General features: G+C 43.0%; 26 protein-coding genes and 1 pseudogene. 16 read left to right on the top strand and 11 right to left on the bottom strand.

Going from position 1 to position 23777, the window contains the following annotated elements; genetic code table 11:
• Nucleotides 1-183: 183 nt before the first annotated feature.
• The gene (locus tag DDR33_RS18030; protein ID WP_109417207.1) at nt 184-630 is read left to right on the top strand and encodes a hypothetical protein; all 447 of its coding nucleotides are present in this window, start codon (nt 184-186) and stop codon (nt 628-630) included.
• Between the two features lie 5 nt (nt 631-635).
• Nucleotides 636-836 (top strand): helix-turn-helix transcriptional regulator, encoded by a 201-nt coding sequence (locus DDR33_RS18025; protein WP_109417206.1) that lies wholly within the window; start codon nt 636-638, stop codon nt 834-836.
• Nucleotides 837-1005: 169 nt separating this feature from the next.
• On the opposite strand, the gene DDR33_RS18020 is transcribed toward DDR33_RS18025, so the two are convergent.
• The 9 genes and pseudogenes from DDR33_RS18020 to DDR33_RS26995 form a co-directional block, all read right to left on the bottom strand.
• A complete protein-coding gene (locus DDR33_RS18020) occupies nt 1006-1293 on the bottom strand; it encodes a hypothetical protein (RefSeq protein ID WP_109417205.1) in 288 nt (95 codons plus the stop codon).
• A gap of 1 nt (nt 1294) precedes the next feature.
• Complete coding sequence (locus DDR33_RS18015) at nt 1295-1900, bottom strand: sigma-70 family RNA polymerase sigma factor (RefSeq protein WP_109417204.1); 606 nt, start codon at nt 1898-1900, stop codon at nt 1295-1297.
• Between the two features lie 11 nt (nt 1901-1911).
• Entirely contained in the window at nt 1912-2571 is a 660-nt protein-coding gene (locus tag DDR33_RS18010; RefSeq protein ID WP_109417203.1) for a peroxiredoxin-like family protein, read from the bottom strand.
• Between the two features lie 101 nt (nt 2572-2672).
• Complete coding sequence (locus DDR33_RS18005) at nt 2673-3974, bottom strand: spondin domain-containing protein (RefSeq protein WP_109417202.1); 1302 nt, start codon at nt 3972-3974, stop codon at nt 2673-2675.
• A 171-nt stretch (nt 3975-4145) separates the two neighbouring features.
• Nucleotides 4146-5066: a helix-turn-helix domain-containing protein gene (locus DDR33_RS18000; RefSeq protein WP_109417201.1), complete on the bottom strand. Its 921-nt coding sequence runs from the start codon at nt 5064-5066 to the stop codon at nt 4146-4148.
• 9 nt (nt 5067-5075) lie between these two features.
• Nucleotides 5076-5210: a hypothetical protein gene (locus DDR33_RS26890; RefSeq protein ID WP_262509944.1), complete on the bottom strand. Its 135-nt coding sequence runs from the start codon at nt 5208-5210 to the stop codon at nt 5076-5078.
• A gap of 3 nt (nt 5211-5213) precedes the next feature.
• A complete protein-coding gene (locus DDR33_RS17995; protein ID WP_109417200.1) occupies nt 5214-6107 on the bottom strand; it encodes an SDR family oxidoreductase in 894 nt (297 codons plus the stop codon).
• Nucleotides 6108-6428: 321 nt separating this feature from the next.
• Entirely contained in the window at nt 6429-6884 is a 456-nt protein-coding gene (locus tag DDR33_RS17990) for a hypothetical protein (RefSeq protein ID WP_394341123.1), read from the bottom strand.
• Nucleotides 6885-6893: 9 nt separating this feature from the next.
• Nucleotides 6894-7022, bottom strand: a pseudogene (locus DDR33_RS26995) (hypothetical protein); the annotation flags it as partial.
• Nucleotides 7023-7047: 25 nt separating this feature from the next.
• On the opposite strand from DDR33_RS26995, the gene DDR33_RS17985 reads away from it, so the two are divergent.
• The 14 genes from DDR33_RS17985 (at nt 7048) to DDR33_RS17915 (ending at nt 21627) form a co-directional block, all read left to right on the top strand.
• Nucleotides 7048-7218 carry a helix-turn-helix domain-containing protein gene (locus DDR33_RS17985; protein WP_109417198.1) on the top strand — a complete coding sequence of 57 codons (171 nt, stop codon included), beginning with the start codon at nt 7048-7050 and terminating at the stop codon, nt 7216-7218.
• 178 nt (nt 7219-7396) lie between these two features.
• Nucleotides 7397-8878, top strand: a complete 1482-nt coding sequence (locus DDR33_RS17980) for an RNA-binding domain-containing protein (protein ID WP_109417197.1) — start codon at nt 7397-7399, stop codon at nt 8876-8878.
• A 103-nt stretch (nt 8879-8981) separates the two neighbouring features.
• Nucleotides 8982-9890 (top strand): hypothetical protein, encoded by a 909-nt coding sequence (locus DDR33_RS17975; RefSeq protein WP_109417196.1) that lies wholly within the window; start codon nt 8982-8984, stop codon nt 9888-9890.
• A 112-nt stretch (nt 9891-10002) separates the two neighbouring features.
• Nucleotides 10003-10731 carry a hypothetical protein gene (locus DDR33_RS17970; RefSeq protein WP_109417195.1) on the top strand — a complete coding sequence of 243 codons (729 nt, stop codon included), beginning with the start codon at nt 10003-10005 and terminating at the stop codon, nt 10729-10731.
• Between the two features lie 83 nt (nt 10732-10814).
• Nucleotides 10815-11579, top strand: a complete 765-nt coding sequence (bla, locus tag DDR33_RS17965; RefSeq protein WP_109417292.1) for a subclass B1 metallo-beta-lactamase — start codon at nt 10815-10817, stop codon at nt 11577-11579.
• Nucleotides 11580-11982: 403 nt separating this feature from the next.
• Nucleotides 11983-12684 carry a DUF6882 domain-containing protein gene (locus tag DDR33_RS26470; protein ID WP_202913781.1) on the top strand — a complete coding sequence of 234 codons (702 nt, stop codon included), beginning with the start codon at nt 11983-11985 and terminating at the stop codon, nt 12682-12684.
• Nucleotides 12685-12769: 85 nt separating this feature from the next.
• Entirely contained in the window at nt 12770-13552 is a 783-nt protein-coding gene (locus DDR33_RS17950) for a hypothetical protein (RefSeq protein ID WP_109417290.1), read from the top strand.
• Nucleotides 13553-13622: 70 nt separating this feature from the next.
• Nucleotides 13623-14201 (top strand): RNA polymerase sigma factor, encoded by a 579-nt coding sequence (locus tag DDR33_RS17945; protein WP_109417193.1) that lies wholly within the window; start codon nt 13623-13625, stop codon nt 14199-14201.
• Nucleotides 14202-14303: 102 nt separating this feature from the next.
• Nucleotides 14304-15398, top strand: a complete 1095-nt coding sequence (locus DDR33_RS17940; RefSeq protein ID WP_109417192.1) for a FecR family protein — start codon at nt 14304-14306, stop codon at nt 15396-15398.
• A 260-nt stretch (nt 15399-15658) separates the two neighbouring features.
• Nucleotides 15659-17284 carry a SusC/RagA family TonB-linked outer membrane protein gene (locus DDR33_RS17935; protein ID WP_158280796.1) on the top strand — a complete coding sequence of 542 codons (1626 nt, stop codon included), beginning with the start codon at nt 15659-15661 and terminating at the stop codon, nt 17282-17284.
• Nucleotides 17277-18938 carry a SusC/RagA family TonB-linked outer membrane protein gene (locus DDR33_RS17930; protein WP_158280795.1) on the top strand — a complete coding sequence of 554 codons (1662 nt, stop codon included), beginning with the start codon at nt 17277-17279 and terminating at the stop codon, nt 18936-18938. Before DDR33_RS17935 ends, DDR33_RS17930 begins: the two co-directional genes overlap by 8 nt.
• A 9-nt stretch (nt 18939-18947) precedes the next feature.
• Nucleotides 18948-20333: a RagB/SusD family nutrient uptake outer membrane protein gene (locus DDR33_RS17925; RefSeq protein WP_109417189.1), complete on the top strand. Its 1386-nt coding sequence runs from the start codon at nt 18948-18950 to the stop codon at nt 20331-20333.
• Complete coding sequence (locus tag DDR33_RS17920; RefSeq protein ID WP_109417188.1) at nt 20334-21338, top strand: TlpA family protein disulfide reductase; 1005 nt, start codon at nt 20334-20336, stop codon at nt 21336-21338.
• Between the two features lie 34 nt (nt 21339-21372).
• Nucleotides 21373-21627 carry a hypothetical protein gene (locus tag DDR33_RS17915; RefSeq protein ID WP_109417187.1) on the top strand — a complete coding sequence of 85 codons (255 nt, stop codon included), beginning with the start codon at nt 21373-21375 and terminating at the stop codon, nt 21625-21627.
• Nucleotides 21628-21694: 67 nt separating this feature from the next.
• On the opposite strand, the gene DDR33_RS17910 is transcribed toward DDR33_RS17915, so the two are convergent.
• Both DDR33_RS17910 and DDR33_RS26745 read right to left on the bottom strand, forming a co-directional pair.
• On the bottom strand, nt 21695-23503 hold the full coding sequence (locus DDR33_RS17910) for a hypothetical protein (RefSeq protein WP_146198804.1): 1809 nt from the start codon (nt 23501-23503) through the stop codon (nt 21695-21697).
• Nucleotides 23504-23525: 22 nt separating this feature from the next.
• Nucleotides 23526-23777 (bottom strand): hypothetical protein (locus tag DDR33_RS26745; protein ID WP_238387852.1); only part of this gene is annotated, 252 nt, incomplete at its 5' end.

Genomic DNA, 23777 nt, shown 5'->3' with positions numbered 1-23777 from the left:
TCTTGTTTATAACTTACTTCTTTGTTTGAGATCCCTAAAAGTAAAAAAAAAAAGGTTTATGCAGGTCTATAGGTTAGATCACAATGCTTTTCCACATCCTAGGTTGATTCTGTGAAGAAAAGTAAAATAAACTTTACAAATTGTCTTTTATAATTTACATTTGGTAAAATAAACTTTAACATTATGAAAAAAGGATTTCTTCTTCCCAGCGTTTTTAAATCCATTGGCTGGACCACATTTTTTGTTTTTTTACCACTTGCTATTGCTTGTATGTACTACCAATTTAGAATCCCCTGGTTACAGCTTTATTATCCCGAAGACTCTAATTGGGAGGATTACAACTTAACAGATGAATTTGCCTATGCAGGGGTTATTATCGGGCTGCTTATGGTGAGTTTTGCCCGGCTTAAGGACGAGGATGAGTTCATCAGGAAACTCCGGCTGGAATCCCTGCAGTGGGCTGTTGTAATAAATTATGCTGTTCTTCTGGTATCCCTTTTTGCTTTTTACGGCACAATTATTCTTGCGATACTGGCCTATAACACCCTCACTATCCTGATCGCTTTCATTTTGAAATTCTATTACAGTTTGTATCTTTTGAAGAAAAACCTGGCACGAGAGGACAGATAAAGACTATGAAAAATACTATAAGAGTTCAACGGGCAATAAAAAATATCACTCAGGCAGAGTTAGCTGATCTGGTGCAGGTGTCCAGGCAGACGATCAATACGATAGAGTCAGGTAAATACGTCCCTTCTACAGTGCTGGCATTAAAAATTGCCCGGGTGTTTGATACCAGTGTAGATAATATCTTCGAATTGGAGGAAGGGGATTAACGTAAGCGAGTGGTTTCCATCATCCGTCTTCGCCGGCGATGCGGTTACTAATCTGGTTATCTTTAAAGATAAAAAGCAATATTTCTGCTTGTTAAGAGCATGACATAATCATTGGTTAATAATCAGTAAATTATGTCATGCTCTTGGGATCTGTATATAGGCGCCGGGACTAATTAGTGCCCGTTTTATCTTTGATCTTTTTTTTCAGTTGCTCCTTAAATTCATCATCTAGTTTCAGCGGATCTTTAGGCCCCTTAAAGATCTTCCTCATCATACTATTGATCAGCACGCTCTGCTCTTCATACACCCTGCAGATGTAGCAACCTGCAAGGTGAAGGGTCAACTCCATCTTTTCCCGGGCGGTGAGTTCAATATCCTGTTTTTTCTCAATCAGCAAGGTCGCTTTCCTGCAGTTGTAGGCGATCCTCTCCTCATCCGTTTTTAATATCTTTTTCATATCAGATCCAGTTTTTTTGCAGGCATGAACGCAGATTAACTTTTGCCCTGTGAATAATTACCCAGAAGTTGGACGAACTTAACTTCAGTTCTTTACAGATAAACTCTGTGTTTTCCTCGTCCATGTGTTTCAGCTTGAATACCGACATCCACAAAGATGGCAGCCTGCTCATGCATCTCTCCAGGACTCCCATAAATTCTTTATTATGCAATGGATCTTTGTCTTCTACTCCAAATGGCGCAGGCCAGTGTTCTTTTTTCCAGTGGTTCAGATCGGGATCAAAAAATTCCGGCTCATTATCCGGGGCGCCTGTTTTATCATTAACAGCAAAGCTGCCAGCCTTCTTCCGGTATATATCAATGATCTTATATTTGAGAATGGCCGTCAGCCATGTTCTTTCAGCACTTTCGCCCCTGAAACCGGCTGTTTTTTCCAGCGCCGACAAGAAAGTTTCCTGCACCAGGTCGCGCGCCTGCTCCTCATCGTTCAGCCTGACGATGGCAAAATTATACAGGTAATCTGCGTGCAGTTCCACCCATTTTTTGGGTTCCAGGGTATGGATGCCGGAATGCTGCTGCGACGTATCGGTTAAAAATTCACTATCCATAATCCCATTTTCTATTCCGTTTTAAGTTCCCCTGCGACCGCTTTTAAAAGTCCTGCGCTGATCCGCTGTTTAAAGTCGGGATTGATATATTCAAACCGGATCACGCCTGTTTGGTCAAGAATAAACACTGAAGGTACTGGAAGGAGTTTGTCCTTGTTTTTTCCCCCCGAACCTTCTTCAATGGTTTTACTATAGGCTGCGGGAGCTTTAAAAGCTATTCCGATCTTTTTCGACAAACTTAAGTCAGCATCCGAAAGTAACGTATAGCTCAATTTATTCCGCTCCATTGTTTTGCTCAGGTTTTCAGGACTATCCGTGCTGATCGCAATAATCTGATAGCCCATCTTTACCAGGTCTTCCTGAATTTCCTGTATGCCGGAAAGTTCCCTGTTGCAGAAAGGACACCATCCGCCACGGTAGAATAGCAGTATGGTGGGCTTTTTTGCAATATGTACATTCAGGTCAAACATTTTACCATCCGCCGCCGGTATCATTATCTGTGGTATTTTTTCACCGATCAGCAGGGGGCTGATGTCGCTGGCTGTTTGGGGATAAGAGGACATCATCTGGTTATAAGGCTCTTTTATTTCCTGTGCATTGATACGAATTAAAACGCCCATAACAAGCATGGATGATGCAAGCAGTTTCTTAATAATTGGAGTACATTTCATGTGCTATAAAGTTGAATATCTTTTTTGAATAGATTTATGAACCTGCTGTAAGTAAAGGATATCATTACGGGCAGATATCCTTTACCACTATAATAGAAATTTTATTTCAATGTCGCCTTGATTATTGCGGTTATATCCGGAAGAGTTGTAAAAGCATTAGGATTCGGGACCTCAGTAATTGCTTTACTTTCTGCTAATGGCGTGCCAGCCAGGTTGAACTGTGTGATGCCAGCCCCCGGGAACTGATCAAGGGCGGTGCCGTCGTCGAACAGTTTTATACTGTTAGATATATCCCCCTGCATGGTTGCATCTACGCCGTTATCTGAAGAAGCGAAGAACCAATCGTTTGAGAAACCATACATGGTGGCGATTGCCAGCCGGTCGCCCGAACTTACGGTAAGCTGTTGCGAAACTACGCCGCCGTGCTGACCTCCTATCTGCGGGAGCAGCACGGTACTTGCCGGAGCTGGCAGCACATATACCGACTTTACACCTTTAAGCTCTTTTAAATATGCAGCCAGGATATCGGCATTACCTTTCTGTGCAAGGGCAGTCAAGCCGTGGCCGGCATCCAGTTGTCCGGCTTTGTAAATGGGATTTTCGATACCGTTATATACGACCACCAATACCGGCGAAAGCGGGGTAAATATGCCTGTGATGGATTTTATATAAGTATAGAGCGCACTGTTATCACCAGCTTCGGCAAGATTAATCAGGCCATTTGCGGTTGGTTGCGAAGCCATATAAAGCGGATTCGGCGATAGCAGGCTTCCTCCGGCGATATAAGACACGCTCCAAACTCCCGGGCTAAGTGGTGTTTCATTAGCCGTACCTCCGGAAATGTTCTGAAGGGTTAAGGTGAAGGTCGAATTTCCATTATATTTCAAACTGGCTTTTACCAGTTTTGAAGCTTCCAGGTAAGTATTTCCCTGGGCATCCGTACCGTTCACCTCAGTGATGGTTTTGCTTTCAGCAACCCCAGGGTGGTTGACCGACGGCCCAGGCTGTTGATTTATACGAGTACCATTGTCCCACAGTTTTACCTGTGACGAAACATCACCTTCAATAGGGGTTCCGTTACTATTATACACTTGTATGCCCGGATTAGCAGGCGCAAAAAATAAGTCGTTCGATGCACCGTACATCGTTGCAAAGGAGAGGGCCTGGCCTTTGGCCGCAGAAAAAGTGATTGTCGTAGACTGTCCGGGCAAAATAACCGGCGGTGTTCCCGTCCCCTGAAAAGTTCCCGACTCTACCAATGGCTGCGACTTCAGTACATTTTCTATTGTGAGCGTACGTTCTGAAGTAGCCGGATCTGCATGGTTATCTTTTTTGCAGGCACAAAGCATAAGGGGCAAAACTGCCGCCAAAGAAATTGGTCTTAATTTTTTTAATGAGCTCATTTCTTCTAAAGTTTCCTGCTTGGTCGGTCAAAGCCTTCAATCCTTACAAACAAAGTGAAAATCTATCCGGGGGGCGGAAAGAAGGGGAGGGCTAAGCGAAGAGAGGCACCCCGGTATCCAGGAAGGAAAGAGCTTTAATAACTGTAAAATCAGCTATTAAAGCCTGTTGTATTAATTGAAAGAATGACGAAACTCCAAAGGAGACAGTTTTGTCTTGGTCTTAAAAAGTTTGCTAAACGATTGAAGGTGCTCAAATCCCAATTCATAAGCAATTTCGCTAACGGAAAGGCTGGTGGTAGAAAGCTTCTCTTTTGCCAGTTCTATCAGCTTATCATGCAAATGCTGCTGCGTACTCTGCCCTGTCAGAGATTTAAGCAGGCTGCTCAGATAGCCGGGAGAGATATTTAATGTATCGGCGATTAAGGTAACGCTGGGCAAGCCTTGCCGGGCAAGCGCACCGCTGTCAAAATAATCAGTTAAAAAACTCTCCAGGCGGGCAAGCACCTCGTGACTCACCACCTTACGGGTAATAAACTGACGCTGATAAAACCTCTCCGAATAAGTCAGCAGCAGTTCAATCTGGGCAATCATGACATTTTGGCTAAAACGGTCGATAGCGGCACTATACTCCTGTTCAATTTGCCCGGCAATGGCACTCAGCATGGCTTCTTCCTTGTCAGATAAGTATAATGCCTCATAAACCGAATAGCTAAAAAATTCGTACTGCTTAATGTTTTTGGCGAGGGGAGTGTTCCATAATAAATCCGGATGGATCAGGATCATCCAGCCTTCATGATCTGATATTAAAGGATCTTTTTCAATTTCAACGCTAAAAACCTGGCCCGGAGACATAAAGAACAGTACGCCTTCATCAAAGTCACAAGCCTGCCGGCCATATTTAAATTTAGCATTTCTCACCCTTTTCATCGATATAGAATAAAAATCGAAGATCAGACTGAACGAGCCGGCTGCTACTGGCCGCTTCAACTGGTCCATGTGTATGACGCTCACCAGCGGGTGTGCCGGATTAGGCAGCCCAGTGGCCCTGTGGTACTCAGTTATGGTGCTGAAACGAAGCATCTCATTTTTCATCCATTCAAGTTACTGAGTTTTATAATAAACTGCTGCAAATTCTTTGGCGAAATCTACCAGTTTTCTTTTCCCCATTGTCGGTCCGGCACGATGGAAATTCTCCAGAGTCCTGCCACCTAATGAGCCGGTGACTATAGTTTTCATGGCCTATTGTTGAGTGTAAACACCATTTGCGATATCGGTAAGCAAGGTTGAATGAGTGGGATGCCAGTTAAGATTTTCACGCGTCCATGTGCTGGATGTGGGGCAATCTATCGCAGCCATGAGCGCGAACCAGCCAAAATGTTCACCTGCCGCTTCAGGAGCAATTGACCTTACGGGGATATTCATTACCTGACCTATAGCTTCAGCAATTGCTTTACCTGGAATCGCTTCTTCAGCAACAGCATGGTAACGGGCGCCGGGTTCACCATTTTCTAAAGCTAAGCGGTAAAGGTGTGCTGCATCTAACCGGTGTACGGCATTCCATCTGTTCTGTCCTTCACCGATGCACGCGGAAAAGCCTTTTTCCCGTGCGATATTCACTAATATGGGAACAAAGCCATGTTTGTCTTCTTCACCATGAACGGAAGGAGACAACCGGATAATAGCTGTGTTTACTCCCAAGGCTGCCGCGGCAGCCGCAGCCTGTTCAGAAGCACGGGGCCAGGCAGGGTCCACCGGAGAAATCATATCTTCTGTAGCCAGCTTTCCCGGGGCTACCAAAGCTGTACCCGAAGTAACGATTAATGGACGATTCGATCCCGCCAGCACCTGGCCCATTGTCTCAATCGCCGTTTTATCTACCTCGCAAACTTCCTTGAAACGGGTAAAGTCATGAATAAATCCGGCATGAATAACACCATCCGTCCGGGAAGCCCCAGCCCTCAAACTTTCCAGATCCTCCAGATCTCCGCGAAGGACTTCAGCTCCCGCCTGAAGCAGCTTTTGAGCTGATGCTTCTGAACGCGCCAATCCTAGTACCTGATGACCTGCGGCCAATAATTCCTGCACAACGGCAGTACCAACGAAGCCTGTGGCTCCTGTTACAAATACACGCATCTGTTTTTTCTTTAGTTAGTACAAAGATCGGCTATGCGTAAAGAACCAATTTATCCAAATCCGCTTTTGGTTTAGCTGAATCTGTGATAATGCTGTATCTGGCACGACTACTCTTATCTTCTCAAAGCCAGGATCAACGCTATTTTTGGCAACGATCTTAAATTGACCACTAGAACCGGCAACAGTTTAGCACTAGTGTAGAGGCAATATTCTTATTCTTTGAGAAGTTTCGTCGATAATTATAAGCGCCCCTTTTTGTAAGATGTCTTCATGTCTTCAACGTTCCCGCGCTCTCCAATCAAATAACTATAAAGGCGAACCTTATTTCTGCAAAACAGGAAACTGAGCGATTCTCAAAGTACTACAACCATAGGGAATAAGTGTTATTTCTTCCTCTCTGGCATCTGCCTCAATCCTGTAGGTAGGACTAAAAGGCAATGGTCCCGCCATATCGTTATAAATCTGCCATGATGGAATTCTGCGGCCTTTTGTTTTTATACTAACTGGTGCATTCTCCAAATTCCAGGGATATAAACTGGTCTGACTGCCGGCCTGAAATTGAAATTGCTTGTCCAGATCTTGTTTATCAGATTCTATAAGGCCATAGTTCCAGGGTGTTGTCGGCCTGACTTCATAGAAACTTTCACCGCCGTAATTTTCGGGATACCCCGGGTTTTTCACCAGTTTATGTTGTTCTCCAATTTTAAGAACGTAAACAAGAGGGCCGCGTTCGACTGATCTGGAATTTTCAGCCCATTTGTTGAAAAATGTGTGCATGGGCAATGTTAATTCAACAACATCTCCTGAGCACCATAATCTCTTGATTTCGACAATTTTTCCGCCCTCTGCTTTTTGCCATTCCCGGCCATTCAATTTAATTGTGGCATTTTTACACCACACAGGAATTCTTAAATGAAAAGGAAAATCAAATCTTGCGAGGTTGAAAAAAGCCGCCGAATTATTAGCTCAAGGGGTTTATCGAATATATGAAATTTCTAATTTAACGGGGTTTAGTTCTCCTAACCATTTTAACCGCGTATTTTATAAACAATTTGGAATCACTCCGTCAAATTTTGCGAAAATGCATATGGAGAAAAAGGATGGGGGATAGAGTGATCTCTTTAATGGGCTTGTAAAAGCAGTAAGTTGCTGTTGCGACTATTACCGTTGACTATATTTAAATAATCTCTCGTTTTGGTGCCGGTTCTGAAGGTGTTCAAGTATATTTGTATACTCTGTAATCGGAATTGAAGATTTGAATCTCAGAGACAATAAAGGAGTGAACTGATATGCCCTTACATTTCAATATACGCGACCTTATTTCCGGAAGAACCGTAGAAAGCGACAGGATCGAATATAAAAGGGGATGGAATCCCGCGGCGATCTACCGGAGTATCTGCGCTTTCGCCAATGACTTTGACGACATCGGCGGTGGGTATATTATTATAGGCATTGATGCTCCCGAAGGAAGGCCTGTCTTGCCGCCAGCAGGCATAGACGAAGACACTATTGATCATATTCAAAGGGAGATGGTGGGGTTTAATAACCTGATAAACCCGGTCTATTTTTCCAGAGTTAGTGTGGAAGATGTTGATGGCAAAAAGATTATTGTTATTTGGGTCCCAGGCGGGCAGAACCGCCCTTACGAGGTGCCCGATGATATAAGTGCCAAGATTAAAAGATATGGTTATTATATCCGTTGGATGGGCAATAGTGTCAGAGCAAATAAGCAGCAAAGGGAGGAACTGATTTACCTGTCGAACAAGGTACCCTTCGATGACCGGCCCAATACCCAAGCCAGCGCCGATGATATTTCCTTTACCCTGCTGAAAGAGCATTTGAGGCTAACCAACAGCCGTTTACTCGAGTGGACCGAAGCACACTCTAAATCGGAAGTGTTAAGGCAAATGGAACTCTTGTATGGTCCTCCCGAACTTGAATATCCCAAAAATGTAGCATTAATGCTTTTTGCAGATAATCCGGAGCGGTTTTTCCCTTGCACAAGAGTGGAGATTGTGCACTTTCCGAAAGGAGCAGACGACCCAGAGTTTTTTGAAGCGCCAGCCATAACCGGCCCTGTGCCCCAAATAATCCGTCAAACGCTTTTATACCTCCGTGCCACTGTTCTGAAAGAAAAGATCAGGAAAGTGAAAGGCCAGGCTGAAGCTGTACGAAACTGGAACTATCCTTACGAAGCACTTGAAGAGGTAGTAGCCAATGCTTTATACCACCGGGACTACCAGACGCGGGAGCCTGTAGAAATCAGGATATATCCCGACAGGATTGTCGTCCTGAATTATGGTGGCCCTGACAGAAGTATTAAACCGGAGGCGTTCAATCATGGTGTTATACTACCCCGCCGCTATCGTAACCGACGTTTAGGTGACTTTCTGAAAGAACTGGATTTAACTGAAGGAAAAGCTACAGGGATACCGACCATCAGAAAGTCTTTGTCGATTAATGGTTCTCCTGCACCTGAATTTGAGACAGATGAAGAAAGAAGCTATTTTTTGGTGGCGTTGTATATTCATCCTGAATTTATAGAAGAACCCGATGGCGTAGTAAATGGCGTAGTAAATGGCGTAGTAAATGGCGTAGTAAACGAGCTGTTAAATTTGATTGCAGAATTTCCCGGTAACAGAGTGCCTTTTTTTGCGGATAAAATGAATGTTCCAGCCAGATCTGTTCAGAGATGGCTCGAAACATTACGAAAAGAGAAAAAGATTGAATATCGTGGCGCTCCGAAAACCGGGGGATATTGGGAGATATGAAGGACAGAGCCTTAAAAAAAGTGTATTGACCATAATATACATGATGTTTCTGTTGGGTTATTTAACCTTTTAAGATAAAACCATTAAACCACAATAGTAAAGTATGAAAAATAGATTCTTATTCAGCATTTTAGGTGTGCTTTTTTTTAATTTGATTTACGCTCAGACTAACACCTTTCCCAATACGGGGAATGTAGGTATAGGGACTCAATCTCCGATATGGCCACTAACGGTTAATGGCCTAGTAACTGTAAATGGAAACAGCGATCAGGCTTTTCATTTACGACCGAATAGCGGGTATGCGGGTTATATTTACTGGGCTGAAAGTGGTGTTGCAGAAAGAGGTATATTAGGCTTTCAAGGAGGAAGCGGTGATTTAGTGTATCGGTCAGGTGCCCATAATATTTCTACAGGAACTGAAAGATTTAGAATTACCGATGCCGGAAATGTCGGAATCGGTATAGCAAACCCAACCTCTAGGCTCACTGTCGCAGGGAATACAGATACATGGGGACTCTTCGTAAGAAGTTCAAATACTTGGCAGTCTAGTATAAGTTTAGAAAACAATCAGTCAAATGGTTTCCAATTTAACGTAGGAGGTACAGGAAACACAGCAATAGGCGAAGGGAATATGGGGATTTATGGGACTAAGCAGAACCAATATCTTCTGAGTTTATCCTCCCAGGGAAATTTAGGTATAGGAACAGTTAATCCTACCGCGAAACTTACGGTAGCCGGCAGCATTCATGCACGGGAAGTAAAGGTATCAGTAGACGCTGGAGCGGACTATGTCTTTGAAGACAGCTATAAACTCCAGTCGCTTAAGGACCTGGATTCTTATATTAAGAAAAATAGACATTTACCTGAAGTTGCATCTGCCGGGGAAATGGAAAAAGAAGGAATAAATTTGAGTGAGATGAATGTAAAGCTCCTTAAGAAGATCGAAGAGCTGACTTTACACATCATTGAGCAGGATAGAAGGATCGAGCAACTGGAAGCAAAAGTCAAATAGGATGAGAGAGGTTGCTCATCAAAACAATAGTGAGTAGCCTTACAGAGCATTGTTTCCAGTAAAAGACTTTATGATTGTGCAATGCACCAAATTGGAAAGATTTATTTGACTAATGAAAAAGGTAACTAGCTCATACTATAAACTTCCGGTAGGAAGTATTCCTTTTAAAGAAATTCCGTCATTGGAAGACATTAATTATGAATATGTCTACTGTAAATCCTTTCCATTGATAGATTTTATGACACTTGACTTTTATTTAACAAGTGTCTACGCTGCGTTTGATAATGAAGTTGAGGAAGTTCAGGATTTGCAAAATAGAGAACTATTATTTGGTAGTGTCGTTGCAGATAAATTCTTAACAAGGGGAAAAGCAAAGTGTATTAAATTCGGATCAATAGAAGAAGTTATTTCGGCAGAGCAGTTACCTCATTTAAGGTATTGTTCTAATGAAAATCGTCAAGCAGATGGTAAATGGTTTTACATGAAAGATGGGCATTATACTATTTTGTCAGGCATAAGATCTGATTTCGATAAGGTTAAGCACTTAGAGGCGGGCGCCATATATGGAGATAACATCATTAGGTTGAGAATAGTAATCGAGTTTCTGAAAAGAAATGTAAAAGACGGCTTGGTAGAATTATCCGAAGATCAATATAAAGAGATTGCATACAAGGTGTTGTGCAGTGATCCGACTCTGTTAAAATCGGATGACACAGTCATAGTTGATGGGGTCAATAATTGGGTGCCTGCTATGTTGTTAACTCCTTTATATTCAGAAATACCAATAAAATATAGAGGTAAAGTAATGGAATTACAACAAGTGGGAGGTAAGATAACATGAAAAAAGAGCGCAACACCCTTAAATTGTCTAGCCAGGATTTTTACCTTCCTGGCAACTTTCCTTATAACTGTAAAAACAATACCATGAAAGCATTATTAATCACGCTATTATCTATAGGACTTTTGTTTTCGGGGTGCAGCATTGCCCGGAAACTGAAAGAAGAAAAAGCCATATATCAATCCGAAACCCTTTCCGTGCTCAGGATCGCACCTGATGTGTACCAACATATCACTTACCTGCAGACAAACGACTTTGGTAAAGTACCGTGTAATGGGATGATCGTGGTCAGCGGAAAAGAGGCCGTCGTTTTCGATACGCCAGCCGACAGTGTAGCCTCGATTGAACTGATCAACTGGGTAGAACGGGAATTAAGAAGCAGAATTGTTGCTGTTATTCCTACACATTTTCACGGTGACTGCCTGGGAGGGCTCAAGGAATTTCACGACAAAGGCATCGCATCGTACGCCAACAACCTGACTATAGCACTTGCCAAAGAAAATAAGATGCCAGTGCCGCAACACGGCTTCGATAGAGCCATTGAACTGAAAGTAGGTGCCACAAAAGTTTCGGCCACATTTTTTGGCGAGGGTCATACCAGGGATAATGTCGTTGGGTATTTCGCCGACCAAAATATTATGTTCGGCGGTTGCCTGATCAAGGAAGTGGGTGCCGGTAAAGGTTTTCTCGGGGACGCGAATGTGCATGATTGGTCAGCCACTGTGCAGAAGGTAAAGCAACAATACCCGGATGTAAAGATTGTCATTCCCGGTCACGGCGAAACCGGTGGGACAAAGCTTTTGGATTATACCATTCAGTTGTTCCAGCCTCCCCGGTTGTTTCCCTTATAACCATAATGCAGGTTTACAATTTCGGAACTTGATTCCGAAATTGTAAACCTGATACAGGTTAACTACTCGATCGTTCGTTCGGACTCATAAATTAGTTGCGCGACACCAGACTTGAATACATTCTTTTTGATCAGCTTTAAGTTCAAATGGTTTTTGAGGTCTTCAAACAGCGGTTTCCCTTTCCCCAACACAATCGGAGGAACAGATATCCGGTAGATATTAACGAAAAGCAGTACCCTAAGATACATATGTTGTACAGAAATAGCTTTACATGAATTTTTTTCAATTTCAATAAGCGATTAGGCGTTGTAAAAGCAGTAAGTTGCTGTCGTGACTATTACCGCTGACTACATTTGTGATAAAGATGTATCAGGATTACGCGAATTTTAAGAATGGATGTGTGATGGAACTCTCCGTTCTTCAGGAGGAGTTCATGAAGCTTTACCAAATCAATAGCTATGAACATTGGTTTTACGACCATGACATTGGCGCGTTTCATTTCAAATCAGATAATGGCAGAGATCTTTACTTCAAATACATTGATGTAGGTTCGTTCTCTACTAAGCGAAATACCTGGATGTGGTCATGGGACAACAAATCGACGCCAAAACAGGTTGCTAAAGGGCTTGAAAAAGTAAAGGCATACGGCGAAGAGAATAATTTTAACGAGTTGTCCCGGGGACTTGTTGAAAATGGTGATGAGTATACTGGTTGGGAGTTTACGGCAATAACAGCCAAACTTCTAAATGCAATTGGCGCTTATCGTATACAGCAGGAACATCTCTTCATATATTTTATATTTACCAATGAATTGACGCAAGAACAGTATGACGAATTGAAGGACAAGTATGTCGGGTGTGAATCGCACGGAACAGGTCGAATAGCTTTCGTTTGTCAGCATCTGCTGGAAGGTTCGAACCTTGGTTTTCACGAAGTCTTCGATTCAAACCCATTGATTGAGCCCGAAAATGATTATCAAGCCTGGTGCGATAAGTGCGAAAAAGCCTGGGAGCGAGAGAGGGCCTGGACTGAGAACTTCAAAGCGTTTACTGATCTGAAGATAGTGTGTGATCAATGCTACTTTGATATCAAGCGACGAAGTTAAGCTAAGAACGATCAGATGTTGTAACTTTCCTGAAACTTTATTGCGTAACGCCGGAAAGAACAATAACATTAGAGATATTAACAATATGACACAGCAAGCATTTGCATACAAGGCTAAGGAAGTCTTAGAGCCAGACGATAACGTTATTGGCCTGGCAGTTGCCGGTTCATGGTTGACCAATGAAATAGATGAATTTTCAGATCTTGACCTGATCCTGGTAACTAAACAAAAAATTTCCAAAGACAGAAATCTGATGCTTGACTACGCAAAAAGATTAGGAGATTTTTTGTCAGGGTTTACAGGCGAGCATGTTGGTGAACCAAGGTTATTAATTTGCCTTTATGACAATCCACTTTTACATGTAGATATAAAATTTTTAACACTTGAGGAATTTCAAGTCCGTATTGAAAACCCAACTCTACTTATCGACAAAGACAGACAGCTTGAAAGGGCAATTCACCATTCAGATGCAAAGTACCCATACCCGGACTATCAATGGATTGAAGATCGTTTTTGGACCTGGATTCATTACGCATTGTTAAAAATAGGACGTGGGGAATATTTGGAAGCATATGACTTCACGGGATTTCTACGGACGGTCGTTTTAGGGCCATTGCTCCATATTAAAAATAACAATTTACCTCGCGGTGTCAGGAAAGTAGAAAAAGATTTACAATCCGCAGATTTCGAGAAATTAAAGCTCACTATTCCAACTTATGAGAGACAATCATTATTAGACAGCTTGAGAAATGGAATATCGTTATACAGACAATTAAGGGCAGAGCTTTTTGACGACAAGGTAATTTTACAAATCGACACAGACAAAAAAGTGATGACCTATTTTGATGAAATTGAAAATAAAGGATAAATTAATGGTGGATGACCTGATTTTCAATAATGGGGGAAATTATTTATTTTAGGCTACAATTCCCCTTTTTATGGCTGAATACCAAACGCTTTCTGACGTTGAGTTGGCTGCCTTGCTTAAGGCAGGAGACCACGCTGCGTTTACAGAAATCTATGAACGTTATGCCAGCCTTGTCATCAATTTTACCGTTAAGAGACTGCATGATATCGCAGCTGCAAAAGATATTGTGCAAGACGTTTTCGTAGCCCTTTGGAATTACCGGCAAACGTTTGAACTGAAAGTAAGCCTGAGCGCGTATCTATACCGCGCTGCACTAAACCGCATGCTTGACCAGTTAAAGCATGAGCAGGTTAAGACAAAGCATCTCGAAAGTTTGAAGGAATTTGTTAGCATTGGCTGGGAGGGGACAGACCATCTTGCCCGGTCCTATAATTTTGCAGCAATAATAGAACGTGAAATTTCAGCGCTTCCTCCCAGAACCAGGGAGATATTTGAACTACGCAGAAAACAACATTTATCTAACCGCGAGATAGCCGAAAAACTCGATCTTTCTGAACAAACGGTAGAAACGCATATGAAAAGAGCGCGCAAACAACTGCGCACCAGATTAGGCCTTTTTGTATATCTGTTATACCTGATAATGTATTAATTGGGGATGTTAAGGTTTTATTAAACTTTTATTACCTCATTGTACCCACTAAGGCTTTGCAAATCGTCTCACGTATACAAAGGGAGAAAAAACTTTAACTATATGGATCCGGATTTAGCCCAGGAACTGCTAACGAAATTAAGAAACGGAACTGTTACGCCCGAAGAAAAGCAGGTGCTGGAAGCCTGGCTGTTACAATACCGGTTAGATGAATCAAGCGGGCTTACAGATGCCGAACTTGAAACGCTTAAAGACCAGGTGTGGCCTGGTGTGCTCTCCAAAACATCAAAGAAGACGATCCGTATCTGGCCCAGGCTGGCTATCGCCGGCTCTGTCTTACTAATCCTTTCTTTATTGACATTCCTTTATTTCCGGCAAAGTGTCAAACCTGATTCGGTTGCTCAGAACATCACTCCAGGCTCACAAAGTGCCACTTTAGTGCTCGGTAACGGTCAGCAAATCGGGCTTAATAATAAACCCGCCGGTCAAGTGGCAGTTCAGGGAGGGATGGTTGTGTCAAAAACGGCAAGCGGGCAGCTTAGCTATTCGGGAAGTGCCAGTGAAATAATGTTCAATACGCTTACGACGAAAAGAAAAGAACAGTACGATCTGATCCTGGCAGATGGTACTCATGTCTGGTTAAATGCGGCATCTTCATTAAAATTTCCTACAGCATTTTCCGGTAAAGAACGAAAAGTAGAATTAAGCGGCGAGGGGTATTTTGAAGTAATGGAGGATCAAAAACATCCTTTCATAGTGGTTAGTGCCGGGCAAACAGTTGAAGTTCTGGGCACTAAATTCAACATAAACAGTTATGGTGATGAGCATTCCGCCAGAACTACTTTGCTTGAAGGAAAGGTGAAGGTAGAAAGTAATGGCACGCAAGTAACAATTAAACCAGGGCAACAGGCCGAACTTACCGGCGAAGTACTGGATGTAAGAGATATTGACCCCAGGGCTTCAATAGATTGGGTTGATGGGGAATTCCAGTTTAATGATCAGCCCTTAGAAGAAATTATGCGCAAAATAGCCAGATGGTATGATCTGGAGGTGGTTTACCGGGATGTTGACAAAAGCAGGCGTTTTGGTGGTTCTGTTTCGCGCTTTGAAAATATTGCTGCCGTTCTTGAAAAACTGGAATTAACCGGAAGTGTGACATTTAAAATTGAAGGGAGGCGTGTAACAGTGAGCAGATAAAGATACATATCCACCGCCCGCCGAAAAAAATGAACCGGAAGTGCGCTAACACTCCCGGTCAGAATGGCTAAAGGTAAAATTTCGACAATCGTATTATCCATTAACCTGAACAAACTTAGCTAAAAAAGCTATTGATTGCGCTTGCCTGTAAAAAATAACAGACGAGGGGGGCTGAGTTTGTTCCTAACAATGACAAAATGTATATAACCTTTACTAAAAAAGGTATTTCCAATGGCTATATCACTAAAATGTTATTCATCATGAAGCTGACAACTGTGCTCTTAATTGCTTCATTGGTGAATGTTAGTGCCGCAGGACTTGCACAGCAAATTAATTTGAAAAAGAATAAGATCAGCCTGCCGCAACTCTTCTCTGAGATTAAAAAACAGACAGGCTTCCGGGTAGTTTGGGATTCTCAGCAGTTAAAAAAAGTAGGACAGGTTTCTGTACATTTTAATAACACGAAGCTTACCGATGCACTTGACCAAACATTAGCAGGTACCGGGCTGGAATATACCATTACCGACCGTACGATCGTGATCAGGGAAGAAAAGGTAACAGTTATTGACCGTATTATCAGGGCCTTTAGTGACTCTGATATAAGGGCGACAGTTGTTGATGAGAAAGGAGTTCCGCTTATCGGTGCTACAATACGGGTAAAGGGTACAAACAGAAGCACGAACACAAATGATAAAGGTGAGTTCTATCTTGCCAAGCTTGATGAAGCAGCGATACTTGAAGTATCCTTTATCGGTTTTCGTTCCCGCGAGGTATCAGTAAAAGAGATCAGCCCAAACGTAAATATTGTTCTTAAGGAAGATGCGTCCAAACTTGATGAAGTAGCTATTGAGGCTTACCGCGAAGGTTCACAACGGCTTTCAACCTCAAGTATCGGACGGGTCACTTCAGAAGAATTAGCAAAACAGCCAGTACAAAACCCACTGCAAGCCTTAATGGGCCGAATCCCCGGAGTGGTTGTCAGTCAAACCACCGGCGTGCCAGGTGCAAGAGTCAATGTACAAGTCCGCGGCCGTGCCAACTTTGATCGTCTGCTAACTAATGATCAGCCTTTATTCATCATTGACGGTGTTCCAATGGCGGCCGGAAATGATCGTGTAAGCGTATCCAGTGGTCCTTTTGGTTCTGCAATTGGTGCGGGTTTAGGTGCTTTCGCGGGGATAAACACCGCAGATATCGAAAGCATTAGTGTGCTTAAAGACGCTGATGCCACTTCAATATATGGCTCACGTGGTGCAAACGGTGTAATATTAATTACAACAAAAAAGGGTAAAGCCGGTCCTGTGGTCGTCAATGCAAATGTATCTACCGGAGCAAGCGTTGTTAGTAAAATTCCAAAAATGTTGAATACTGAACAATATTTAATGATGCGGAATGAAGCTTTTGCCAACGATAAACTAACCAGGACAAATGCGAACGCGTATGATCTGTTGTTGTGGGACAACAACAGGTATACCAACTTTGCCGAAGAACTAATAGGCAAAACAGCTCATACTATGGATGCACAGGTCAATGTAACCGGAGGTGGTAAAACCTCAACTTACCGCGTAGGCGGTGCCTACCATCGCGAAGGTACCGTCTATCCTGGCGACAGTTACGCTGATCGCGCTTCTGCTAATTTTAACAACCATAGTCAATCTGAAAACGGCAGGTTTACAATGGACTTTTCAGGAATTTATTCTGTTGGTGCAAGTACATTACCTTCAGCGGATTTAACCAATGGTATCCTGCTGCCTCCAAACTTTCGCATCTATGATGAAAAAGGACAATTGGCCTGGAATGAAGGTGGTTTCAGTGATGGCCGGGACAACCCGCTGGCACAGTTTAAGCAAGAGTACCGTTCCTCAATGTCTAACCTCAATGTCTAACCTCAATGCAAACCTGTTGTTGAACTATAAGTTGCTTGATCACTTAACTTTACGCAGCAGCTTCGGTTATAACACCACCATAAACAATGACAGGCGTATCACACCAATGTCGGCTCAAAACCCTTCAACGTTTGGCCTCAACGGGCAATCTTCATTTGGTACCGGTAATTTTAAAAACTGGATTGCCGAGCCCCAAATTGAGTATAGTGCATCGATTGGAAAGGGCACTTTAGATGTACTGGGAGGCGCTACTTACAACAAGCGTAACAATACCACCATCCTGACTACGGGTAGAAATTACAGTAACGATGATCTGTTGGGAACCTTAGCAGGGGCAGGCGTTGTAAATGGTACAAACACCTTTGTAGATTATAATTACCAGGCATTTTTTGGCCGTATCAACTATAACTGGGGCGACAAGTATATTGTGAACCTCACTGGCCGCCGCGATGGTTCCAGCAGGTTCGCTTCTAATCAACGTTTCTCCAATTTTGGTGCAGTAGGTGCAGCGTGGCTGTTCTCTAACGAGAACTTTTTGAAGGATAGTAAAATTATCAGTTACGGAAAACTTCGCGGTAGTTATGGTAAAACAGGTAACGACCAGATCCAGGACTATTATTTCTATGATTCATGGTCGCCCGGAGCAACCTATGCCGATTCAACTACATTAGCGCCAACCCGCTTATATAATCCGGCCCTGCATTGGGAAGCAAATCAAAAAGCCGAAGTGGCCATTGAGCTCGGATTGCTGAAAGACCGTTTTGTCTTAACAACAGCATTATACCGCAATATATCTTCAGATCCTTTAGTGCAATATCCTTTGCCATCTGTTGCTGGCTTTAAAACAATCACCTCCAACTTAAATGGCGTCAGAGTAGAAAACCGGGGTATAGAGATAGCATTATCAACCAAAAATTTCAATGGAGAAATCTTCAAATGGTCAACAGATTTCAACATTGCCGTACCACAAAACAAGTTGCTGGCCTACCCCAACCTCGAAACCTCTACCTATGCAAGTACCTATACGATAGGAAAGTCTCTCAATCAGCTTATTGGGTATCAATTTACAGGGGTTGATCCTAAAACAGGTTTGTATACCATTCAGGATGCAGACAATAACGGGGCTGGTACAAGCGCGGATTTTCAGCCGCTGCAAAATACAGACCCTAAATATTACGGCGGAATGAACAACTCCTTTTCTTATAAGGGTTTTACGCTAAGTTTCTTCCTGCAATTCACCAAACAGTTGGGGGTGCATTGGCGAACCAACAACCTGTTCAATTCACCGGGAACTGCTTATAACGTGCCGGTTGAAGCGCTCGACCGCTGGCAAACTGAAGATCAAATTACTGATGTCCAAAAATTCACTACGTCTTCGGGCTCTATTATAGGCACCTCAGGTTTTTTTGCCATGATGTTCTCAAGTGCAAAATTCACTGATGCATCCTTCCTGAGGTTAAAGAATGCAAGTTTGACCTATGAGTTGCCATCGGAGTGGATAAGACATTTGGGCATGCGGTCAGGACGGTTTTATATCCAGGGGCAAAACCTGATTACCATTACCGGTTATAAAGTAAGCGATCCCGAAATTCAGAATTATACAATCATGGCCCCGCTAAGGACAATAGCTGGCGGCTTACAATTCACTTTATAAGGAGAAATAATGAAGAAAATATATAATGGATCTTTTAAGATCCTGATCATGTTGTTTGTAGCGCTTTGTTTGTGCACGGGCTGTAAAAAATTCGTGGATGTCGGCGGTCCCGTTGGTTCTGTAACCGGAGCTGATGCTTTTGCAACAGATGACAAGACAGCCTCTGTGATCCGTGGTCTTTATGTAACCATGGTGAAAACCACCGGCTTTGCCTTCGGTGGTGCGGTATCGGTTTCTTTAGGTTTAAGCGCTGACGAACTGGCGGTTAATGCTGCAACTAACGCTTATAATGACTTTTATATTAACCAGGTAAACCCGGCCGGTGCTACATTATCAGACGGTTTATGGGGCGGTTTATATAATATCATATACACGACCAACCAGGTAACCGAAAACGTACCGAACTCGCCCGGCATGAGTGCCGGTGCCAAGACAAGGGCCTTAGCCGAGGCGAGATTTATCCGTGCGGTTTGTTTTTTTTACCTGACCAACATGTTTGGCGATATACCGCTGCCGTTAACTACCGATTATACTGTTAATGCCAGCATAGGCAAATCACCTCAAAGCCAGGTGTACGATCAGGTAATTGGCGACCTGACGTTTGCAGAAGCAAATCTTCCACTCAATTATCCGAACACCACCCGCATACGTGCAAACCGTTATGCAGCCGCAGCCATGCTTGCCCGGGTGTATTTGTATAGTAAAAACTGGGAGGCCGCTGCTGCTGCAGCTACAAGGGTTATCGAGGCCCGGGACGCCAGTAACAACTTGCTGTATGATCTGAATCCGACCCTCAATAACGTGTTTTTGATTAACAGTAAGGAAGTTATTCTTACTTTATTATCACCCGGCACTAATTTGTACAGCTGGGATGGCTATGCGTTTCAGCCAGCCAGTGCTACAGCCAATCCGGCTTATAAATTAACAGACAAACTTAGCAATACCTTTACCGCAGATGATCAGCGCTTACCTAACTGGACACGCAGCCAAAATGGCTTTGTCTATCCGAACAAGTATAAATTAGGCACAGGTTCCGGAACTACAAGGACAGAATCGCTGGCATTTTTGAGGCTTGGAGAAATGTACCTGATCCGCGCGGAAGCCCGTGCTGCTTCGGGTGACATCCCCAATGGGGTAGCCGATCTTGAAAAGACCAGAAAACGTGCGGGCTTGCTCACTTCTTTAGATGTAAATATGAGCAAAGCGGCTTTCGATACAGCGCTGGCCGACGAACGTTTCAAAGAGCTGTTTTCTGAGTTGGGGCACCGCTGGCTAGATCTGAAACGCTGGGGAACAGCCGACGTTGTTCTTGCCGGGAAACCCAACTGGACACCCGCTGCAAAATGGTTCCCTATTCCATTTAATGACACAAACGTTAATCCCAATCTGAAATAGATGACCAAATATATTTTTACACTTTTCACAGCCATGTTTTTAAACATGGCTGTGAAAGCACAACTATCCGTTACCATCAAAGCTAAAACAGCAGCCGGCCTGAATGGGCAGCCAACGTTAGTCATATTTGGAAAGAAGCCCGTTGTGAGCAACATTCAGTTCGGTGCGTTTTCTGCCACCGGCACATTGGATGAAGCCGGAATAGTATTAATGAAAATTGGCGATGTGCCGGGTAAAGGTTCCAAGAGCCTTTATATCGATTTTCCGGAAACAGAACTTCGGGTAGATGATTCTTTGAACATAACCATTGTTAAAGGTAGTTCTGCTACACTTGCTTATGACAGGCTGGAAGAAAAGATCAGTGCTGCCGGCAGATCCGGAACGGCAAGTGATCAGGTTTACAAAGAATACATTTCTGCTCATCCCGATCAGGAGTTATCGCTCTTTCTTTTGGATCAGTTAACCCGCGGGCGGGTAGATTACCCGGCACAGATAACATATTATAACAACTTAAGCGAAAGAATCAGGACGAGTGAAAAAGGCCAATTATTGTATAAAAGACTCAATTCTGCAACCAGTAAAAGCATCGGTGCAAAAATAAAGCCGTTTACAGCAGCCACGCCTGATGGTCAGATGCTTTCGGTTACAGAGGTACTGAAAAAGCACAAATATCTTTTGATTGATTTCTGGGCGAGCTGGTGTGTGCCTTGCCGCGCCGAAAATCCAAATGTAGTAGCTGCATACAACGCGTTTAAAGATAAAGGCTTTGGTATCCTCAGTGTGTCTCTTGACAACAACAAGGCTAGCTGGAAGGCAGCAATTGCCAAAGATGGTATGCCATGGAACCACGTTTCATCATTAAAACGCTGGAATGATCCGATAGCTGCTCTTTATAACGTTACCGCCATTCCGCAAAACTTATTGGTAGCCGAAGACGGCACTATTGTAGCAACCGACCTGCACGGAAAGGCGCTGATGGAAAAACTAACAGAATTGATTAAATGAAGTATCCCTGATGGTATTTTCAGGTATATCATAAATGAATGATATACCTGAAAAATCTTTATTATTTGTGGGCATAGATATGTTGAAAAATCCTCAAACCGCTGCCTATCGGTCATTTTTTATCAAAATATCAGCATGTAACTTTCCTGAAACTTTATTGCGTAACGCAGTAAGAAAATTAGCAATAAACGCTCAACCAATCCAAAAAACCAATCCGTTATGGATTTCAAAGATTCAATACTGCAATTTGCAGGCGCTTATTATGCCCTTTATACAATTGCTGGGCTAAGATGTGTTTAACCCTTTGAGGTGAACCCCTATTCGTTGCAATCTATCAAACTTATCCTGCGGCTGCTTTAATAATAAACTTCATAGTCTAAATCAGGAACATCAACCTTGTTATTACCCGGGATAAATTCGTCCATTTTCGGCAATATGGTTTTTTGTTTAAAACGCTCTTTCCAATGTTTCTCTGAGCCTTTTCCCTCATCGTTACAGATCTCCTGTTGATATTCTGCAACCACATCCCCTGTAGAAAGGTTATAATCAAAATCTACGAAATAATCACAGGGCGCCCCAAAGTGTACGCTGGCACCAATCAGATACCAATCATTATTTTGAAAACGGTATATATGCTTATAACTCCATTTTTCACGGCTGCCCCCAAAGTGGTTGACGACAATGGCCCTATTGGCTATGGCAATACCCTCAAAAGGATTGCCCATAGTGCCACCGCCCTGGGTGTCCAATAGCGGCCCGGCAGACTGATGCCAAAGCATCCATTTGTCATGCTTTTTCTTAAAGATTGCCAGCACTTGTTCAAACCCTACATCGGCGGGAATGGGAGTTTCATATACGGCCACCGCTTCGTCGCCGGGTAGTTTGTCCAGATCACCGAAGGCGGTGGCTTTCAGTTTCCAAAACTTTGGTGTGAAGTCCTTTATGTCCTTTGCCCCGGTTTTGGTGATTTTGGTATCATATTTCCCTTTCTCCACTGCCTGGTCAAATGCATTTATAGACTTTTGTTTTTTACCCGCCGATTTTGGCAAGGTGGCAGCTACGCGCTGCACTTTGCCGGAAAGCTTTGGAAACGGCAATTCACGGACTTTCGAGTCGTTTTCGAAATACGTGATTTCGCGTATCTCATGCTGTACCGGTATCTTATCGCCATCCTCCTCCGCACTTAACCTGTATTTTTTTCGTTCGGTCCAGTTGTCATACTGATCATACACATATTCTGTCACAATAGGAGCGAGCTTGTTCCCGTTGTACTCCACAGTCTGCTCAAAAAACAGGTCGCCCTGTTTATTGTATTTCCTGATGTATTTGGTTGACTTCTCCTTACCCTGTTGCCCGTATTGCTGCTCAATGCACTCCGTATGACCGGCATTATATTCAAATTCTTTTGTGTATACCGGCTGCCCGTCCTCCATCCATGTTTCAGAAGTTATGAATCCCTTTGTATCGTAAGTGAACGCAATATTGCGGCCTTTGACAACATAGTCCTCTGTTTTAACCGGCACATAACGCGAAACCATCCATTCGAAATATTGCTTCTTCGACTGATAAAGGGGCTTTTCCTTAATGAGTGCATCGCCTGTGAAAGTGTAGATTTCCTGTGGTGCAGGTATGCTGTCGTAGCCAATATCGTTTATGCGTATGGTGAGGGAGCTTTTATTCTTCTCAGCTTTATAGCCGGTGAACCCCTGAACGTCAAAATCATTGCCCTTATAAGTTCTATATTCAATTTCCTCTTTCAGCAATTTGTCCGGATAGTAATTTAAGATATTGTAATAGTTTCTCTCGTTTTCAGCGTTCGGTTCCACCCGGTGCAGCAGGAGCAGATTATCAAATTTCTCATCATAATGGTAATTTTCAATGCGGCGTGTATGGTCGTAGATGTATTCTTTATAGCGCTTGCGCCCGTCCTGCAGATATTCTGTATAAGATTGCAGATAAAAATCTTTGCCACCCATTTTCTTAACCTGCTTCGGATTGTTTTCTCCGCTTTCGGCTCTATAATAGCTAATCGCATAAACAGGCTTCTTTGCAATACGAAACGTTTCCCTGTCTTCGCATGCGCGGCCAATGGTGTAGTTGTCGAGGTTGTTATTGATTCTCTTGTGATTTTTTTCTTCCTTAACGGATGTTGAAGAATTGCTCATCCCAGGTTGGCTTGTTTTCTTTTTATTTTCTGAGCAACTGATCTGCAATAGGCAAGAGGCGAATAAAAGCAACTGTAATAACCGGTTCATTTATTTTGTGAAATAGCGTTTTGTATGAAATTGTTTGGAAGCGCTTCTTCTTTGATAACTTATAACGAAAAACATGACGAAGATCATCTATCCAACAACCTGAGACTCCGCACATACCCTTATCTTTGTTTATGCCCGATAATAATCCAAACCGTGGGCAGGGGAACCAGTACGATAAGATTCT

The sequence above is a fragment of the Pararcticibacter amylolyticus genome (genome assembly GCF_003130405.1).
Classification (GTDB): domain Bacteria; phylum Bacteroidota; class Bacteroidia; order Sphingobacteriales; family Sphingobacteriaceae; genus Arcticibacter; species Arcticibacter amylolyticus.
This window is presented reverse-complemented; position numbering and strand designations above follow the sequence as displayed.

What these genes read in the sequence shown, in the direction of transcription:
- DDR33_RS18030 (WP_109417207.1), top strand. Translation starts at nt 184, where the DNA reads ATGAAAAAAGGATTTCTTCTTCCCAGCGTTTTTAAATCCATTGGCTGG.
- DDR33_RS18025 (WP_109417206.1), top strand. Translation starts at nt 636, where the DNA reads ATGAAAAATACTATAAGAGTTCAACGGGCAATAAAAAATATCACTCAG.
- DDR33_RS18020 (WP_109417205.1), bottom strand. Translation starts at nt 1,293, where the DNA reads ATGAAAAAGATATTAAAAACGGATGAGGAGAGGATCGCCTACAACTGC.
- DDR33_RS18015 (WP_109417204.1), bottom strand. Translation starts at nt 1,900, where the DNA reads ATGGATAGTGAATTTTTAACCGATACGTCGCAGCAGCATTCCGGCATC.
- DDR33_RS18010 (WP_109417203.1), bottom strand. Translation starts at nt 2,571, where the DNA reads ATGAAATGTACTCCAATTATTAAGAAACTGCTTGCATCATCCATGCTT.
- DDR33_RS18005 (WP_109417202.1), bottom strand. Translation starts at nt 3,974, where the DNA reads ATGAGCTCATTAAAAAAATTAAGACCAATTTCTTTGGCGGCAGTTTTG.
- DDR33_RS18000 (WP_109417201.1), bottom strand. Translation starts at nt 5,066, where the DNA reads ATGAAAAATGAGATGCTTCGTTTCAGCACCATAACTGAGTACCACAGG.
- DDR33_RS26890 (WP_262509944.1), bottom strand. Translation starts at nt 5,210, where the DNA reads ATGAAAACTATAGTCACCGGCTCATTAGGTGGCAGGACTCTGGAGAAT.
- DDR33_RS17995 (WP_109417200.1), bottom strand. Translation starts at nt 6,107, where the DNA reads ATGCGTGTATTTGTAACAGGAGCCACAGGCTTCGTTGGTACTGCCGTT.
- DDR33_RS17990 (WP_394341123.1), bottom strand. Translation starts at nt 6,884, where the DNA reads ATGCACACATTTTTCAACAAATGGGCTGAAAATTCCAGATCAGTCGAA.
- DDR33_RS17980 (WP_109417197.1), top strand. Translation starts at nt 7,397, where the DNA reads ATGCCCTTACATTTCAATATACGCGACCTTATTTCCGGAAGAACCGTA.
- DDR33_RS17975 (WP_109417196.1), top strand. Translation starts at nt 8,982, where the DNA reads ATGAAAAATAGATTCTTATTCAGCATTTTAGGTGTGCTTTTTTTTAAT.
- DDR33_RS17970 (WP_109417195.1), top strand. Translation starts at nt 10,003, where the DNA reads ATGAAAAAGGTAACTAGCTCATACTATAAACTTCCGGTAGGAAGTATT.
- bla (WP_109417292.1), top strand. Translation starts at nt 10,815, where the DNA reads ATGAAAGCATTATTAATCACGCTATTATCTATAGGACTTTTGTTTTCG.
- DDR33_RS26470 (WP_202913781.1), top strand. Translation starts at nt 11,983, where the DNA reads ATGGAACTCTCCGTTCTTCAGGAGGAGTTCATGAAGCTTTACCAAATC.
- DDR33_RS17950 (WP_109417290.1), top strand. Translation starts at nt 12,770, where the DNA reads ATGACACAGCAAGCATTTGCATACAAGGCTAAGGAAGTCTTAGAGCCA.
- DDR33_RS17945 (WP_109417193.1), top strand. Translation starts at nt 13,623, where the DNA reads ATGGCTGAATACCAAACGCTTTCTGACGTTGAGTTGGCTGCCTTGCTT.
- DDR33_RS17940 (WP_109417192.1), top strand. Translation starts at nt 14,304, where the DNA reads ATGGATCCGGATTTAGCCCAGGAACTGCTAACGAAATTAAGAAACGGA.
- DDR33_RS17935 (WP_158280796.1), top strand. Translation starts at nt 15,659, where the DNA reads ATGAAGCTGACAACTGTGCTCTTAATTGCTTCATTGGTGAATGTTAGT.
- DDR33_RS17930 (WP_158280795.1), top strand. Translation starts at nt 17,277, where the DNA reads ATGTCTAACCTCAATGCAAACCTGTTGTTGAACTATAAGTTGCTTGAT.
- DDR33_RS17925 (WP_109417189.1), top strand. Translation starts at nt 18,948, where the DNA reads ATGAAGAAAATATATAATGGATCTTTTAAGATCCTGATCATGTTGTTT.
- DDR33_RS17920 (WP_109417188.1), top strand. Translation starts at nt 20,334, where the DNA reads ATGACCAAATATATTTTTACACTTTTCACAGCCATGTTTTTAAACATG.
- DDR33_RS17915 (WP_109417187.1), top strand. Translation starts at nt 21,373, where the DNA reads ATGAATGATATACCTGAAAAATCTTTATTATTTGTGGGCATAGATATG.
- DDR33_RS17910 (WP_146198804.1), bottom strand. Translation starts at nt 23,503, where the DNA reads ATGAGCAATTCTTCAACATCCGTTAAGGAAGAAAAAAATCACAAGAGA.